Origin of the sequence: Campylobacter sp. RM16187, assembly GCF_025319965.1 — a bacterium.
Lineage (GTDB): Bacteria > Campylobacterota > Campylobacteria > Campylobacterales > Campylobacteraceae > Campylobacter_A.
Genome location: NZ_CP012549.1, coordinates 190,096 through 205,082, shown reverse-complemented (window position 1 = coordinate 205,082; position 14,987 = coordinate 190,096). Strand labels below are relative to the sequence as shown.

Below are 14,987 nucleotides of genomic sequence, written 5' to 3'. Positions count from 1 at the left end.
ATCTCGCCAAATTTGAAAGGTAAAATTTGGGTTTAAATTTGGTCGAGAGCTTTTTAAGCATACAAGGCGAGGGTGCAAGTAGCGGTAAACTCGCCATATTTTTACGCTTTGCAGGGTGTAACCTAACTTGCAAAGGCTTTGGCGTAAGTAAAATTTCACCAAAAACAGGCGAGGCGCTAATGGGTTGCGACACCATAAGAGCCGTTTACACAAGCCACTTTAAATACCAAAATTTAACCTCTCAAGAAATTTTATCTATCATCAAAAAATACGATAAAAATTTACATCAAAAGCCAATCGTCGTCATAACCGGTGGCGAGCCGCTTTTACACCATAAAAACGAAGATTTTATAAATTTGGTTCAAAATTTGCTTGATGAAAATTACGAAGTACATTTTGAGACAAACGGCACGATTGAAGTTGATTTTAGCAAATTTGAACTTTATAAAAATTGCATTTTTGCCATCAGCGTTAAGTTAAGCGCAAGTGGCGAAAACAAGACCAAACGCATAAATAAAGCGGCTCTAAAAGCTATAAAAAACAGCGCAAAAGAGAGTTTTTATAAATTTGTGATAAATGATGAGTTGATCCAGGGCGGACAAGCCGCGGATGAGATTTTTGAGATCCTTGAAATTTGCGATAATGATGTTTTTTGCATGCCTCAAGGTTATGATAAAATAAGCCTTGAAAAAAACGCAAAGAGCGTGGCTGAATTTTGCATAAAATTTGGCTTTAACTACACTGATCGCGTGCACATAAGGCTTTGGGGTGATAAGGACGGAGTTTAAATGATTATTAGAAAACTTTTTAAATTTGAAAATGCTCACATCGTGAGATTTTGTAGCTCAAAAAGATGCAGAACAAGCATCCACGGGCACTCTTACAAGGCTGAAATCCTGCTTGAGTCAAATTTCTTAGATAACGCAGGTATGGTTTATGACTTTGGCTTAATGAAGCAAAATATCAAGTGTCTAATCGACAGCTTTGATCACACGACTACACTTTTTAGCGGCGACGACAAAGAGTACTTAGATGACATAAAAAAGCACTCAAAACGCTGGATAGAAATACCCGTAAATCCATCTGCCGAGCAGTTTTGCAGGATATTTTTCGTGCTAATTGACAGGCTTTTAAAATCAACTGTCATGCAAAATGGCGAGCGCGAAGTAAAAATTCATAGCGTCATCGTGCATGAGACCGACACAGGCTATGCGCAGTGCTTTAGAGATGACGCGTATAACGCCAAAATGGGCGAGATAAATTTAAAAGATATTATATTTTCGCCTGAAATCATAAGCGAATGGGACGATAAAGAGCTCTTTGAAAAGATAAAACTGGGACAAAAAATCATAAACCCAAAGGAGGTCTGATGAGGCAAATTTTTGGGATTTTGGCTTTAATTTTGGCGCTGTTTTTTGCAGGTTGTGAGGATGAAAAGAAGCAAGTTTTACTTGATCTAAACGAAACTCCGCCAAGTGATGTGCCCATAGCCGTGCCTGATGCGAACGTAACTATAGATGAAAATTTACCGCCTGAGCCGGTAGTTGAAGGGAAATAATGGAATTTAACGAGAGCTTAAAAGAGCTTTACGAGATGGCGCTTAGCTTGCATTTGGGGCTTGCCATCATCTTAATAGCACTTATCATAATTCACTTTTGCCTCATAGAATTTGGCGCAAATTCGCCATCTTACGCAAAAAGGATTAGATTTTTCCTGCCAGCCTACTACAGCTTTTTAGCAGCCATGATGATGACAGGGCTTTTGCTAATGAGTGTTTTTTACTTTCATCTGAGTTTTAGAGCGGTTGTGATGATAGTAGTTTGGGTGCTTCTTATCGGGCTTGGAGCGATGGAGTTTAAGAAGCTAAAAGTAGCTATGAGGAGTAAAAATTTTATAGATTTTAGAAAAAAGATGAGATTTAAAATTTTGCTTGATCTTGCGCTCGTTCTTATCGCAAGCGGTGTGCGATGAAATTTCTTTATTCAAAGCAGGCGGGAGATGAGCAAATTTGCCTTCAAAACGAGCAGTTTTTGCACCTTAAAGTAAGGCGAGCTAAGCTTGGCGAACGAATTGACGTTAGAAATTTTAAAGACGGGCAAAATTATATCTATGAAATTTCAAATTTAGATAAAAAAAGCGCTGAGCTATCTCTTGTTTTTAAGCATAGTGTAGAGAGCGAAGAGCTAAATTTCAGCCTTGGCTGGGCTATCATAGATACTAAAGTGATAGAAAAAACTCTGCCTAGCTTAAACGAGATCGGAGTTGATAAGCTTATATTTTTCTACTCTGATTTTTCTCAAAAAAACTTTAAAATTGATAAAGACAGGCTTGAGAGAATTTTAATCAGCTCATGCGAACAGTGCGGGCGAAATTCTATTATGCAAATTGAAATTTATAAAAATTTAGATGAGATTATCAAGGCTTATAAAGATGTGGCGTTAGTTGATTTTGGCGGAGTAAATTTTGAAAATTACACACAAAACGAACTCTTAATCATAGGCCCGGAAGGTGGCTTTAGCCAAACTGAACGCGAAAAAATAAGCAAAAAATACAGTCTAAATTCAAAAAATATACTTCGCTCGCAAACTGCGATTTTAGGCATCGCTTCTAAGGTTTTGGTTTAAATTTGATTTTTAAAAAGTTTTTTTGTATAATCACGCCTTACTCTATGAACGAAACAAATCATAAAAACAGGCTATAAAAGGATAAAAAATGAAAAAAGAGATTCATCCGGAATTTGTTGAGTGCCAAGTAACTTGTGCTTGCGGCAACACTTTTACAACTAAATCAAACAAAAACGAGATCAGAGTAGATATCTGCAGCGAGTGCCACCCGTTCTTTACAGGAAGCGAAAAGATCGTTGACTCTGCCGGTAGAGTTGATAAATTTAAGAAAAAATATAACTTGAAATAATACTTTGCTCTATTTTATTCCTACTCCGATAGGAAATTTAGAGGACATTTCACTTCACGCATTAAACATTTTGCGTGAATGTGAAGTGATCTTTTGCGAAGACACAAGAGTTACTAAATCTCTTATAAATCTCTTAAATTCTCGCTTTAACTCAGATATAAAGATAGAAAAATTTATCTCGCTTCACTCTCATAACGAAGCTCAAATTCTTTCAAATTTGGATACGGAAATTTTCAAAAAAACGGTTGCTTATGTAAGCGATGCAGGAATGCCCGCCATTAGCGATCCCGGAGTTGAGCTAGTAAGATTTGCTATCAAAAATGGGATTGACTATGAAGTCTTAAGCGGCTCAAGCGCACTACTTTTAGCAGTCGTTGCAAGCGGACTTTGTGATAAAGAATTTACCTTTTTAGGCTTTTTGCCAAACACGGGCAAAGAACGAACGATAGCTATACAAAACGCACTAAATTCGCCCTATCCTGTAGTCATATACGAAAGTCCAAAAAGAGTGCTTGCACTGATAGAGCAGATAGCAAATTTAGAACCTGAGAGAAAAATTTTTGCCATAAAAGAGGCGACTAAAAAATTTGAAACCAAATTCAGCGCAAGCGCAAAAGAGTTAAAAGAGCAGCTTCAAAATTCAAATTTAAAAGGCGAATGGTGTATCGTGATAGATAAAAGCGCGCATCAAAGCGGTGAAAAAATCACTATAGATGACATTACTTCTCTTGATATCCCACCAAAAACCAAAGCCAAACTGATCGCCAAAATCACAGGCGAAAACGTAAAGAAAATATACGAAAATCTAACAAAATAAGCTAAATTTTACTGATTTTTAGCTATTATGAGCCGATGATTATATATGGAAAACAGCTATTTTTACACATTATAAAGCACTATAAAAAAAGCGTTAAAACTATCTATCTTGCAAAAGAGTGCGATAAAGCTACATTTTCGCAAATCGCTTCCGTTGGAGCGCCTATCAAGCGAGTGGATAATCAAAAAGCACAAGCTCTTGCACGCGGAGGCAACCATCAAGGCTTTTTAGCAGAAGTTGAAGAGTTTGGTTTTAAGCAGTTTGACGAGCTAAAAAAGCGAAATTTTATAACCGTGCTTTATGGACTCAGCGATGTTGGAAATATAGGTGCTATCATCAGAACCGCTCATGCTTTGGGATGTGAGGGCATAGTCGTAGTGGCTAAAAGTCTTGCCATGGAAGGCGTCATAAGAGCAAGCAGCGGTGCAGCATACGAGATAGATATCGCTCTTGTAGAAGACGGGCTTAGTGCGCTAAATGAGTTAAAGCAATGCGGATTTAAGCTCTACGCAACGGCAAGCGGCGGTAAAAACGTAAATGAGATGAATTTTGGTCCTAAAACAGCTCTTGTTATGGGAAGTGAAGGCGAAGGAATGCCGAAAAAAGCGATCTTAAAATGCGATGAGTGCGTCGGTATAAAGATGAAAAACGGCTGGGATTCGCTAAATGTAAGTGCGGCTTTCGCCATAATTTGCGACAGGATTATAAATGAATGAAACTAGTATCTTACAAGAGATTGGACTAAACGAAATAGCCAGAAAAACGCATATAGAAGCTGAATATGTAGGTTATATTATCGATAGAAATTATGAGAAGCTTGCAAGACTAAATGTCAGAGGCTTTATTAAAATTTTAGAACGTGAATATAATGTAAATTTTAAAGAGTGGTTAGAGGAATATGATCAATTCGTATCTAAACACAAGGATGAAACTCCACAAAAAAGCACGGCCATTTTCCCAAAAATTTCATCATACACATCTACTGGTAAAAAATCATCCTGGGGTTTATTTTGGCTTCTTATTATCTTGATTGTAGTAAGTTTTTTAGTATGGTTTTTTGAAGGATATAAACATATAGGTAGCATATCTAGCCTCTTTGAAGACAAAAATAGAAGTGTAAGCTATACGAATACTGTAGTAGTAGAAGAGGCTGAAAAAAATATAAACAGCATAAAAGAGACCAATGTCACTATAAATTTACCGGCACCTATAGCAAAGCAAAATATAGAGCAAAAGCCTGAACTTATAATTGTATCTGCTCCCATACCTCAAGAAGAACCGGCCAAAGCTGATCAAATAGATGAAAATGAATCAAAAGAGCAGCCTAAACCTGAAGAGAAAGTTCAAAAAATAGAGCCTGAGACAATATTGCAAATAGACACTTCAAAAGTCAATCAAATAAAATCTACCGAAATAGGAAGCCAATATATAACAACCGGATTAAACGAAGTTAAAATTCATCCACGCAAGAAAGTTTGGATAGGCATTATAGATCTTGAAAGTAGCAAAAAAAGATCTGTCGATACGGATAAGCCTCTAAATATAATTTTAGATAAAAAGCAATTAGTAGTAACCGGGCACGGCTCTATAAATTTAGATATAGATGGAGAGGTTGTAAAATTTAGCACCGATAATCCAAAGAGATTTTTAGTAGAACAAGACAAGATAACGCTTATTAGCTATGATGATTTTGTGTCTTTAAATAAAGGCAAATCTTGGTAAAAAAAATTATTGCATTTGCTTTAGCGGCTTCTTTTGCTTTTGGAGCCAATGTATTAGAGATAGTAGATGGCATACTTGGTCAAACTAGCGCCAATACAACTGCACTATTTGGAGATGGACTGGATTATCTAGATGAAGACGGACGACCTAATATAGCTAAAATTTCAAACACGCTAAAGTCAAATTCGCTATTTCCTACTTCATATAAAGAGAAAATAAATTTAGATATACAATTTATATCAAGTCAAGCAAATCCGCTACTTTTGATAAAGATTGTAAAAGAAGCGCTAAACAGCCTTGGATTTAATGAAATTTTAACAACCGAATTTGCAAATACCCAAGCTACGATTTGGGGAATTAGGCTAAATACTAAATTTATGCTTGATCCAGGCTCATTATATACTGCTTTTAAAAATACAAATACCATTATACAAGCTATTGAAAGAACAGATACCTTCACTTATAAATACGCACTTGATACCTCAAAATCCATATTAAATTTAACGGCCGTAGAAATAGGAAAAGAGATAGAACTATCAAAACCTCTTGAGCCATATTTTATAGATGTAAGCGATGCAAACAAGGTCGAAATAACTGCAAAAAATGGCGATAGTTGGTTTGCTTTGGTTAGAATTTTGGATAAAAATTTAAATTTGATAGATGAAAAAAGAAAAAACAAAAAGACGACTAAAATTAATTTTATACTTCCTTCAAACGCAAAATACATTACAATAGACGATGCAAACAGCCTTGAAAATATAAAAAGAGGCTTAAGAATCCATATACAATAACTAGGAGATAGCTATGTTTGATGAAATTCGCTTTAATACGATTGAGAGACTACCCAACTACGTATTTGCAGAGGTAAATGCTATAAAAATGGCCGCACGTCGTGCGGGAGAAGATATTATAGATTTTTCTATGGGAAACCCCGAGGGCAGGACTCCTCAACATATAGTCGATAAACTCTGTGAGAGCGCACAAAAAGATAAGACTCACGGATACTCCGCGTCAGCAGGGATCTATAAACTCCGCCTTGCTATCTGCAACTGGTATAAGCGCAAATATGACGTAAATTTAGATCCGGAAACGGAGGCTGTAGCGGTAATGGGATCAAAAGAGGGCTTTGTACATCTTACTCAGGCTATTATAAATCCAGGAGACATTGCGGTCGTGCCTGATCCTGCATATCCTATTCACACTCAAGCGTTTATCATTGCGGGTGGAAATGTCGCAAAAATGCCTCTAGTTTATAATGAAAAATATGAGCTTGACGAGAATAAATTCTTTGAAAATTTGCAAAATACCATCTACTCAAGTTCGCCAAAGCCAAAATATGTAGTTGTAAATTTCCCTCACAATCCTACCACTGTAACGGTTCAAAAGAGCTTTTACGAGCGACTTGTGGCAATGTCAAAAAAAGAGAGATTTTACATTATTTCAGATATCGCCTATGCCGACCTTACTTTTGACGGATACAAAACCCCTAGTATTTTTGAAGTCGAAGGAGCAAAGGACGTAGCAGTAGAGTGCTATACTCTATCAAAAAGCTATAATATGGCTGGCTGGAGAGTTGGTTTTGTATGCGGAAACAAAAGGCTTTGTGCAGCGCTTAAAAAAATCAAATCATGGTTTGACTACGGAATGTTTACCCCTATTCAAGTGGGTGCAACAGTGGCATTAGACGGTCCTCAAGACTGTGTAGAAGGAATTCGCCAAATTTATGAAAAGCGCAGAGATGTCCTAATAGAAGCATTCGATAACGCAGGCTGGCAAATAGAAAAACCAAGTGCGAGTATGTTTGTATGGGCAAAAATACCTCCTCAAGTGGGCAATTTAGGAAGCTTAGAGTTTTCCAAGCAGCTTTTAACTAAAGCTTGTGTGGCCGTAAGTCCCGGAATAGGCTTTGGAGAAGGTGGCAACGATTATGTAAGAATCGCACTTATAGAGAATGAAAACCGCATTAGGCAAGCGGCAAGAAATATCAAAAAATATCTAAAAGAGTTCTAATGAATGTAGCAATTTTAGGAGTTGGCACAGTCGGCGAACAGGTGGCTAAAATTTTGATTCAAAATCAAAAGCTAATCAGCGCAAGAGCCGGCAAGGAGATAAAACCGGTCATTGGTGTTGTAAGAAATTTAGACAAAAAACGTGATGTAAATTTACCGCTTACAAATGATATAAATAGCGTTATCAATAGAGACGATATCGATATTTACGTAGAATTGATGGGCGGAGTTGATGAACCTTATAGAGTCGTAAGTGAGATTCTACATAGAAAAAAAGCTGTTGTTACAGCAAACAAAGCACTTTTAGCTTACCATAGATTTAAACTTCAAAATCTAACAGGAGACACTCCTTTTGGTTTTGAAGCTAGTGTGGCTGGCGGAATTCCTATCATAAAAGCCCTTAGAGAAGGTCTAAGCGCTAATCAAATTCTATCTATAAACGGCATAATGAATGGAACCAGCAACTATATACTAACCTCTATGATGAATAGCGGAGTCAAATTTGAAGACGCCCTTAAAAAAGCTCAAGAACTTGGATACGCAGAGGCTGATCCTACCTTTGACATAGGCGGATTTGATACGGCTCATAAGCTGCTAATACTAGCAAGTATCGCATACGGTGTTCACGGAGATCCTGAAGACATACTGATAGAGGGTATAGAAGGCATTACAAAAGACGATATTTTCTTCGCTCAAGACTTTGAATATGTCATCAAACTTCTTGCGATAGCTAAAAAAGTAGAAGATAAAGTAGAGCTAAGAGTACATCCTGCACTTGTAGCGAAAGATAAGATGATAGCCAAAGTCGATGGAGTCATGAACGCAGTAAGTGTAGCAGGAGATGCTGTCGGAGAAACCATGTTTTATGGTCCAGGAGCTGGTGGAAGCGCTACCGCAAGTGCTGTTATAAGCGATCTAATCGATGTTGCCAGAGGCACAAATTTCCCGATGATGGGATACAAATCACCTCTTGAGATAAAATCCCTAGAGTTACTTGCCCAAGATGAGATTAGAACCAAATACTATTTCAGACTAAAGGTTGATGATAAAGTAGGTGTTTTGGCTAGAATTACAAATTTAATGAGCGAAAATAATCTTTCAATCGATAGTTTTTTACAAAAACCACATATTAAAAATGAAGAAAATGACAAAAAAGCAACTCTATTTTTTACAACTCATACAAGTAGAGAGGCTGATGTCAAACGAGTTATAAGAATACTAGAAGAGCAAGAATTTATAAGAGAAAAGCCATTTATGATAAGGATTGAACAGTAAGTGGGCTTAAATGAATATCTCTTTGGAATAAGCTCAGAGGATATAGCCTCTAGGCATGTTAAAAACGAGGGATATGAAATTTTAGATAGAAATTTTAGCTCAAAATTTGGCGAGATAGATATTATCGCAAAAAAAGATGAAATTTTACACTTCATAGAGGTCAAAGCAACCAAAGGAGAGTATGAAGCAATATATAGACTAACTCCTGCTAAATTTGAGAAAATTTTAAAAACTATTGATTTTTATCTGCTTCAAAATGGATTAAACTCCGATTTTCAAGTGGATCTGATAACAATAGAAAATGATAATATAAAGTGGATAAAAAATATTAGTTTATAATTTTTATTATTTATTATTTTTTAAACTTGTTTATGTATAATACAATCCAAAATTCAATTAGGAGAAAATTATGGGAAAATACATTGAGCTTACATCGGCTAACTTCGACGTAGCCAAAGAGGGTGTTGCACTTGTTGATTTCTGGGCGCCTTGGTGCGGACCTTGCAGAATGCTTGCTCCGGTTATTGATGAGCTTGCGGAAGAATTTGACGGCAAAGCCAAAATTTGCAAGGTAAATACAGATGAGGTTCAAGATCTGGCGGTTGAGTTTGGCATAAGATCAATTCCTACATTGCTATTCTTTAAAAATGGCGAAGTTGTTGAACAAATGGTAGGAGCTCAATCAAAACAAGCAATAGCAGATAAGATAAATTCGCTTCTTTAATGAGCATAAAAAGACGGGGGACTTTACTCCCCCTGACTTCGGTTTTTGCTTCATTTATTGGCGCCGCTTTAATTGCTTCGGTTTTTGCTTACAATAATTATAGATTCTCAAAATACAAATTTGTAGATTTTAGCTCTTTAACTTTTTATGAGAAAAATGAAATTTTTATGCCGAAAAATAGTAAATTTTTACTAGTTGTTTTTAGCTCGAATATGAATAATTTAGACAAAATTTTAGAAATTTCAAATAAAAATTTGCCTATTGTAGCAATTGATCTATTCCAAAAAAGATTTGAACCAAAGGAAAATATAACTTATATTACATCAGATATAAATACTATTTTAAAACTTATGAATCTTCTGAATATTACTACATTGCCAAGTAGTGTTGAGATGATCCATCAGGACGAAAAAATTTATAAACAAGATTCAAAAATAAATAAAATTTAAAAGGAATAAAATATGTTGGATTTAGCTATCATAGGTGGTGGTCCCGCAGGACTAAGTGCCGGACTTTATGCGACTCGCGGCGGACTTAAAAATGTTGTTATGTTTGAAAAAGGCGAACCTGGTGGACAAATCACGGGAAGCTCCGAGATAGAAAACTATCCTGGCCAAAAAAATCCGGGCGAGAGCGGAATGGATTTCATGAGCACTTGGGCTCCTCAATGTATGAAATTTGGATTAAAACACGAGATGGTAAACATAATAAGAGTTAGCCAAAATGCAGATAAAACCTTTAAAATCGTATTTGACGGAGGAAAAGAGGAAAGTGCAAAATCTGTAATCATAGCTACCGGCTCAACTCCTCGTAGTGCAGGCTTTAAGGGCGAAGATGAGTTCTTCGGAAGAGGCGTAAGCACCTGCGCTACATGCGACGGATTTTTTTATAAAAATAAAGAAGTTGCCGTTCTTGGTGGCGGCGATACTGCTATAGAAGAGGCGATTTATCTTGCCAATATCTGTTCTAAAGTCTATATCATACATAGACGAGAGGGTTTTCGCGCGGCTCCAACGACTTTGGAAAAGGCTCGCAAAAACGAGAAGATAGAATTTATCACAAGCGCTACCATAAAAGAGGCTTATGGCGATAAAATGGGTCTTAACGGACTTATATTAAATACAAAAGATGGAGAGCGCGATCTAAAAGTTCCTGGAATTTTCACATTCGTGGGACTAAATGTCAACAATGAAATTTTAAAGCAAGAAAATGGTGAATTTCTATGTAAAATGACAAACGAAGGTCAGGTAGATGTAAATCTAAAAATGCAAACAAATATACCGGGACTCTTTGCCGCTGGAGACATCAGAAAAGATGCTCCAAAACAAGTCGTAGTAGCTGCAGGAGATGGCGCAGTAGCTGCTCTTTCTGCGTTAAGCTACGTAGAAAGCCTAAGCTAACTCAAATTTAGCCGAAATTTCGGCTAAATTTAACTTCTAGTAAAATTTATCAATCCTCGTTTCATACTAGCCCTATCTATTTATCGCTATTTTTATCAAAAATATGCTAAATTACAAATCTTAAATTAAAAAGGATTAGTCATGATAAAAATCGGAATTCACGGCGCAAGTGGAAAAATGGGAAGAATGATAATAGAGTGCTTAAAATATAGCAAAGAAGCTGTTTTAACTGCCGCTTATACGATAGAGCCTATTGATTTTGCCCTTAATACAGTGGTAACGGATAGTTTTGAGGAGCTATTTGAAAATTGTGATGTAGTAATTGATTTTACTATAAAAGATGGGGCAATAAATCTAATAAATTATGCAAGAACCAATCCAAAACCACTAGTAATAGGCACAACAGGACTTGGAGAGGATGGAGCTCAGCTAATAGCTCAAGCCTCAAATACGATGCCTATACTGCAAGCTACCAATATGAGTCTTGGTGTGGCTGTGCTAAACCGCCTTGCAGCAATAGCCTCAAAGACGCTAAAAGAATTTGACATAGAGATAGTAGAGCAGCACCATAGACATAAAAAAGACTCCCCAAGCGGTACTGCGCTAACTCTTGCAGAGCGTGTGGCAAATGCACGAGATTTGAATATAAAAGAAGTTATGGTAACAGGCAGAGAGGGTCTAATAGGAGCAAGAAGCAAAGATGAGATCGCGGTTTTAGCGGTGCGCGGAGGAGATGTTGTGGGGCGACATACTGTTGGATTTTATAACGATGGAGAATTTATAGAGTTAAATCATACTGCAACGAGTCGTGCAACATTCGCCAAAGGCGCGATTAAAGCCGCTATCTGGCTAGCCTCTCAAAAAAACGGACTATACGGTATTGATGATTGTCTAGGGTTTTAAGGGGCTATTTTTATAAATTTTATATTATTTTATATCTAAAATTTTTAAAAATTTTAGATAAGTTTAGCTAAAATAAATTTCAAAATAAAACAAAAAAGGTCTAAAAATGTGCGCTGTAGTAGGAGTGGTTAATTCAAAAAATGCGGCAAAAACAGCTTATTATGCCCTGTTTGCAATGCAGCACAGAGGTCAAGAGGCAAGCGGAATAAGCGCTAGTGATAACGGATATATTAGAACTATAAAGGCCACAGGACTTGTTACCGATGTTTTTGACGAGAAAAGCTTTGAAATTTTAAAGGGTGATATGGCGATAGGACACAACCGCTACTCGACTGCAGGAAGCGGCTCTATAGACGATGCACAACCGATATCCGCCAACTACAATCTAGGCTCAATCTCACTGGTTCATAACGGAAATTTAATAAATAAAGATGAAATTCGCCAAGCCCTCATAGACGAAGGAGCGATCTTTCAGTCAAATATGGATACAGAAAACATTATCCATCTAATAGCAAGAAGCAAGAAAAAACATCTAAAAGATCGTATTACAGAGGCTTTAAAAAAAATTATAGGTGCATATTGCCTCATAATTCAATCCAGACATAAAATTTTTGCCGTGCGTGATAAATATGGCGTAAGACCTCTATCTATAGGCAAACTAAAAGACGGAGGATACATAATAGCCAGCGAAACTTGTGCCTTTGATCTCGTGGGAGCTAAATTTATAAGAGATGTAAAACCAGGAGAGATGATAATATTTGAAAACGGCAAAGACGAGTTTCAAAGCATAGAACTATTTAAGCCAGATCCTAGAATTTGTGCGTTTGAATACATCTACTTCGCACGCCCGGATAGCGTCATAGAGGGAAAAAGCGTATATGACGTGCGTAAAAATATGGGTGCTGCCCTAGCCAAACAAAGCGGCATAAAGGCTGATTTCGTAGTGCCTGTGCCTGACAGCGGAGTTCCTGCGGCTCTTGGATATGCAAATGAGAGCAAGATACCTTTTGAACTTGCTATAGTAAGAAACCACTATGTAGGACGCACTTTCATTGAGCCTACTCAAGCGATGAGAAATCTTAAGGTCAAGCTCAAGCTAAATCCTATGTCAAGCATACTAAAAGGCAAGAGCATAGTGGTAGTGGATGATAGTATAGTTAGAGGCACTACGAGTAAAAAGATAGTAGAGCTACTTCGCTCTGCGGGAGCTAAAGAGATACACTTTAGAGTCGCTTGCCCAGAGCTTAAATTTCCTGAACGCTACGGTATCGACACTCCAAGCTTTGAAGAGCTTATCAGTTATAAGATGAATAAAGATGAGGTATGTAAATTTATAGGAGCCGATACTCTTGAGTTTTTAAACCTCAAAGATCTTGTAAGCAGTATAGGCAATGAGCGAAAATACTCGCTTGTAAGTTTTAATGGGGATTATTTTATAAAATAATTAATAGCAATCCAGCTTAGTTATAAACATAGTATTTTTAAAATACGGAGGATATGGCATAGAGACACTAAAATTTCTAGCCTCTCTTATCTTTAAATTTTTAGCAATACTTACCTTTTGCTCGATTGTGTTCGGACGAGCATCTTTATCATTCTTAAGCCATGAAAATATAGATAATCCGCTTGGTTTAAATATCGCATCGCCTTTTAAACCTTCCTTACTTATAGGGTCATTTATCAGCTTTACTATGATATTGCAGTTAGATATATCAAATGAGCCTATATTTCTTATGACACCCTTAATTACTACGGTTTCATTCATTAAAACTCTACTTTTAGTAATGCCTTCTAAAATAGCTTTTTTAGTATATTTGTCCACAACAAACATTAAAAATATCCCTATCAGAAGAGTAACGCTAAAATTTATAACTATTAAAGAAGTAAATATTTTTTTGTTTTCTTCATATTTTGACAGATACGCCAAGAGTCCTGAAAGAAGCAATAATATAACAATTATCAGAATATGAAAAATATTAAAATACTCTAGCATTAAAAACACTCCGAACTAACTGTTATGTTATAATCACTCAATCTAAAATTGTTTATCACACCTTGAACGCGCCTTGTCTCGTTGATATCCACTATTTCTTTAAGAAATATCTTATCTTTCATGATCGGTCTTAACATATTTATTTGATTTCTAAGCTTATTTCCGGAAGGCTTATAAAATTTAAGATCAATCCTACAATATTTAAATGGATTTTTTGATAAATTTGTAAGTCTTAAATCAACCAAAAGAGTATTTGAGTATGAAAGTTGTTTTTGTGATATTAGTTCTAAATTTCTAGTTCTCAAATTCTCATCCAAGAAACGATTTATATAAAATATCCCGACACCAAAAGCTACTATATTTAATAACATCAACAAAAAGCCTAAAAGATGAAATCTTGTAATTACATATATACAAACTACAAAAAGGATAAAAAACATCAAGACAAGCCATATATAGGCCGCTATATCTATCCAGCCTAAATGCTCGAGATAGAAGCTTAGTCCATCTTTTAGCTTATCTAACATCTCTTGATTTTTTCTCCTCGATTCCACTTGCTCCAAACCTTCTAGCAAGCTCATCTTTGATGCGATCAGGGTGAATATTATGAGCGGCAAGTGCTACCATAGAGTGAAAGCACAAATCAGCCGCCTCATACACCAAATCGTTTTTACTTTTTTCATCTTTGGTATTGGAAGCATCTTTGCAAGCCATTACAAACTCAGTCGCTTCTTCGCCGATCTTTTTAAGTATTGTGTTTTCGCCCTTTTTAAACAAGCTTGCCACATAAGACTTTTGGGGGTCTGCGTTGAGTTTTCTATCTAAAATTTCGTGATATACTTTGTCAATTATCTGGTAATTTGTCTTTATATCCGGCAATTTACTATCTAAATTTAAGTTCTTGTTACTTGAATTAAGCTCAAATTTCCTAAAAAAGCAAGATTTCTTACCGGTATGGCAAGCCGCTCCGCCTATTTGCTCTACTTTGATTAAGAGCGTGTCGTTATCGCAGTCCAAAAATATCTCATCGATTTTTTGGACATTGCCACTCTCTTCGCCTTTTTTCCAAATTCTATTTTTTGTGCGTGAAAAATAGTGGGCAAAGCCGGTTTGAACGCTTAAATTTAAAGCCTCTTTGTTCATAAAAGCAAGCATTAAAACATCATTTGTAGTGCTCTCTTGCACTACTACAGGTATCATCCCTCCGACTTTATCCCAATCTATCTTCATC

General features: G+C 36.4%; 21 protein-coding genes. 18 read left to right on the top strand and 3 right to left on the bottom strand.

Annotation, left to right across the window (positions count from 1 at the left end):
• Positions 1 to 26 precede the first annotated feature (26 nt).
• From CDOMF_RS01225 to purF, 18 genes are all read left to right on the top strand, one after another.
• Positions 27 to 788 (top strand): 7-carboxy-7-deazaguanine synthase QueE, encoded by a 762-nt coding sequence (locus tag CDOMF_RS01225; protein WP_260952090.1) that lies wholly within the window; start codon positions 27 to 29, stop codon positions 786 to 788.
• Positions 789 to 1,370: a 6-pyruvoyl trahydropterin synthase family protein gene (locus tag CDOMF_RS01220; RefSeq protein WP_260952089.1), complete on the top strand. Its 582-nt coding sequence runs from the start codon at positions 789 to 791 to the stop codon at positions 1,368 to 1,370.
• A complete protein-coding gene (locus tag CDOMF_RS01215; RefSeq protein WP_260952088.1) occupies positions 1,370 to 1,558 on the top strand; it encodes a hypothetical protein in 189 nt (62 codons plus the stop codon). Before CDOMF_RS01220 ends, CDOMF_RS01215 begins: the two co-directional genes overlap by 1 nt.
• Entirely contained in the window at positions 1,558 to 1,971 is a 414-nt protein-coding gene (locus CDOMF_RS01210; protein ID WP_260952087.1) for a hypothetical protein, read from the top strand. The genes CDOMF_RS01215 and CDOMF_RS01210 overlap by 1 nt, the downstream gene beginning before the upstream one ends.
• On the top strand, positions 1,968 to 2,624 hold the full coding sequence (locus CDOMF_RS01205) for a 16S rRNA (uracil(1498)-N(3))-methyltransferase (protein ID WP_260952086.1): 657 nt from the start codon (positions 1,968 to 1,970) through the stop codon (positions 2,622 to 2,624). The genes CDOMF_RS01210 and CDOMF_RS01205 overlap by 4 nt, the downstream gene beginning before the upstream one ends.
• Before the next feature lie 88 nt (positions 2,625 to 2,712).
• On the top strand, positions 2,713 to 2,913 hold the full coding sequence (rpmE, locus tag CDOMF_RS01200; RefSeq protein ID WP_169973557.1) for a 50S ribosomal protein L31: 201 nt from the start codon (positions 2,713 to 2,715) through the stop codon (positions 2,911 to 2,913).
• A 4-nt stretch (positions 2,914 to 2,917) separates the two neighbouring features.
• Positions 2,918 to 3,730, top strand: a complete 813-nt coding sequence (gene rsmI / locus CDOMF_RS01195; RefSeq protein ID WP_260952085.1) for a 16S rRNA (cytidine(1402)-2'-O)-methyltransferase — start codon at positions 2,918 to 2,920, stop codon at positions 3,728 to 3,730.
• 35 nt (positions 3,731 to 3,765) lie between these two features.
• Entirely contained in the window at positions 3,766 to 4,446 is a 681-nt protein-coding gene (rlmB, locus tag CDOMF_RS01190) for a 23S rRNA (guanosine(2251)-2'-O)-methyltransferase RlmB (protein ID WP_260952084.1), read from the top strand.
• On the top strand, positions 4,439 to 5,452 hold the full coding sequence (locus CDOMF_RS01185; RefSeq protein WP_260952083.1) for a phosphatidylglycerophosphate synthase: 1,014 nt from the start codon (positions 4,439 to 4,441) through the stop codon (positions 5,450 to 5,452). Before rlmB ends, CDOMF_RS01185 begins: the two co-directional genes overlap by 8 nt.
• Positions 5,446 to 6,243 carry a hypothetical protein gene (locus CDOMF_RS01180; RefSeq protein WP_260952082.1) on the top strand — a complete coding sequence of 266 codons (798 nt, stop codon included), beginning with the start codon at positions 5,446 to 5,448 and terminating at the stop codon, positions 6,241 to 6,243. The genes CDOMF_RS01185 and CDOMF_RS01180 overlap by 7 nt, the downstream gene beginning before the upstream one ends.
• A gap of 13 nt (positions 6,244 to 6,256) precedes the next feature.
• On the top strand, positions 6,257 to 7,462 hold the full coding sequence (locus tag CDOMF_RS01175) for an LL-diaminopimelate aminotransferase (RefSeq protein ID WP_172129437.1): 1,206 nt from the start codon (positions 6,257 to 6,259) through the stop codon (positions 7,460 to 7,462).
• Positions 7,462 to 8,736 carry a homoserine dehydrogenase gene (locus tag CDOMF_RS01170; RefSeq protein ID WP_260952081.1) on the top strand — a complete coding sequence of 425 codons (1,275 nt, stop codon included), beginning with the start codon at positions 7,462 to 7,464 and terminating at the stop codon, positions 8,734 to 8,736. Before CDOMF_RS01175 ends, CDOMF_RS01170 begins: the two co-directional genes overlap by 1 nt.
• Positions 8,737 to 9,075: a YraN family protein gene (locus tag CDOMF_RS01165; protein ID WP_169976303.1), complete on the top strand. Its 339-nt coding sequence runs from the start codon at positions 8,737 to 8,739 to the stop codon at positions 9,073 to 9,075.
• Between the two features lie 70 nt (positions 9,076 to 9,145).
• Positions 9,146 to 9,460: a thioredoxin gene (trxA, locus tag CDOMF_RS01160; protein WP_169976305.1), complete on the top strand. Its 315-nt coding sequence runs from the start codon at positions 9,146 to 9,148 to the stop codon at positions 9,458 to 9,460.
• Positions 9,460 to 9,909, top strand: a complete 450-nt coding sequence (locus tag CDOMF_RS01155) for a hypothetical protein (RefSeq protein ID WP_260952080.1) — start codon at positions 9,460 to 9,462, stop codon at positions 9,907 to 9,909. The genes trxA and CDOMF_RS01155 overlap by 1 nt, the downstream gene beginning before the upstream one ends.
• Before the next feature lie 12 nt (positions 9,910 to 9,921).
• On the top strand, positions 9,922 to 10,860 hold the full coding sequence (gene trxB, locus CDOMF_RS01150) for a thioredoxin-disulfide reductase (protein ID WP_260952079.1): 939 nt from the start codon (positions 9,922 to 9,924) through the stop codon (positions 10,858 to 10,860).
• A 141-nt stretch (positions 10,861 to 11,001) separates the two neighbouring features.
• On the top strand, positions 11,002 to 11,763 hold the full coding sequence (gene dapB, locus CDOMF_RS01145; RefSeq protein ID WP_260952078.1) for a 4-hydroxy-tetrahydrodipicolinate reductase: 762 nt from the start codon (positions 11,002 to 11,004) through the stop codon (positions 11,761 to 11,763).
• A 106-nt stretch (positions 11,764 to 11,869) separates the two neighbouring features.
• Positions 11,870 to 13,207 carry an amidophosphoribosyltransferase gene (gene purF, locus CDOMF_RS01140; protein ID WP_169976313.1) on the top strand — a complete coding sequence of 446 codons (1,338 nt, stop codon included), beginning with the start codon at positions 11,870 to 11,872 and terminating at the stop codon, positions 13,205 to 13,207.
• On the opposite strand, the gene CDOMF_RS01135 is transcribed toward purF, so the two are convergent.
• Genes CDOMF_RS01135 through hisIE form a run of 3 tightly spaced genes read right to left on the bottom strand, consistent with a single transcriptional unit; the run spans position 13,208 to position 14,986 of the window.
• Positions 13,208 to 13,756 carry a DUF2393 domain-containing protein gene (locus CDOMF_RS01135; protein ID WP_260952076.1) on the bottom strand — a complete coding sequence of 183 codons (549 nt, stop codon included), beginning with the start codon at positions 13,754 to 13,756 and terminating at the stop codon, positions 13,208 to 13,210.
• Positions 13,756 to 14,283, bottom strand: coding sequence for a DUF2393 domain-containing protein (locus CDOMF_RS01130; protein ID WP_260952074.1), 528 nt, complete (start codon positions 14,281 to 14,283; stop codon positions 13,756 to 13,758). The genes CDOMF_RS01135 and CDOMF_RS01130 overlap by 1 nt, the downstream gene beginning before the upstream one ends.
• Complete coding sequence (gene hisIE / locus CDOMF_RS01125) at positions 14,273 to 14,986, bottom strand: bifunctional phosphoribosyl-AMP cyclohydrolase/phosphoribosyl-ATP diphosphatase HisIE (RefSeq protein WP_260952073.1); 714 nt, start codon at positions 14,984 to 14,986, stop codon at positions 14,273 to 14,275. Before hisIE ends, CDOMF_RS01130 begins: the two co-directional genes overlap by 11 nt.
• Between the last annotated feature and the right edge of the window lies 1 nt (position 14,987).